1 protein-coding gene is annotated in these 947 nt (G+C 64.5%); it reads left to right on the top strand.

The window, feature by feature from the left end:
• Positions 1-63: 63 nt before the first annotated feature.
• Entirely contained in the window at positions 64-885 is an 822-nt protein-coding gene (gene istB, locus AAGW05_RS18495; protein ID WP_411806025.1) for an IS21-like element helper ATPase IstB, read from the top strand.
• Positions 886-947 lie beyond the last annotated feature (62 nt).

Below are 947 nucleotides of genomic sequence, written 5' to 3' on the forward strand. Positions count from 1 at the left end.
CATTCAACTGCGCCTGGTCTTTTCTCATTCCGAGCAAGCCCACAAAGCACAGGAGGACCAGCGATGAACCCGCACAGCACCACCACCCCGGCGGGGCCGGTGGACCCGGTCAGCAGTGAGCTCTCCGGGATCCTGCGGGCTCTGAAGCTCTCCGGGCTCAAGGACACCCTGCCCGAACGCCTTGTGCTGGCGAGGCAACAGAAAATGGGCCATGCCGCGTTCCTGGAGTTGCTCCTCGCCGATGAACTCTCCCGCCGGGATTCCCGCTCCGCAACCCTGCGCGCGGCCCGGGCAGGCCTGGACCCCATGATGCGCCTCGAGGCATGGGACGACGCCGACGACCTGAGCTACGACAGGATGCTCCTTTCGAACCTGAGTACCCTAGCGTTCGCCGAGGCCGGACATTCCGTGCTGCTGCTGGGCCCGGTCGGGGTCGGGAAAACCCACCTCGCCACCGCCCTGGGTCACGCCGGGATCCGGCGGCGGATGAGCGTGCACTTCACCCGCGCCGACAAGCTCTTCACCCGGCTACGGGCCGCCCGGCTCGACAACAGCCTCGAGGCCGAGATGCGGCGCATCGCCGCCGTAGACATGCTGATCATCGACGATTTCGCCATCAAGCCCCTGGACACCACCGAGACCAACGACTTCTACGAAATCGTTGTTGAACGCCACCGGCGTAAATCCACCATCATCAGCTCCAACCGCGAACCCGCCGAATGGATGGCCATGACCGCCGACACCCTGCTGGCCCAATCAGCGATCGACCGACTCACCCAAGGCGCCCACACCCTGATCATCGAGGGCCCCTCCTGGCGCCAACGCACCACAGGAAACCGACGCCCCACCCTTGACGAAAACAAGGAGACACGCAATGCTAAATAACACTAACGAGTGGTCCCATACTCGTGGCAACGCGGTGGTCCCATCCCGCTGGCAAGCGACAC

Source organism: Arthrobacter sp. LAPM80, from assembly GCF_046736435.1.
Taxonomy (GTDB): domain Bacteria; phylum Actinomycetota; class Actinomycetes; order Actinomycetales; family Micrococcaceae; genus Specibacter.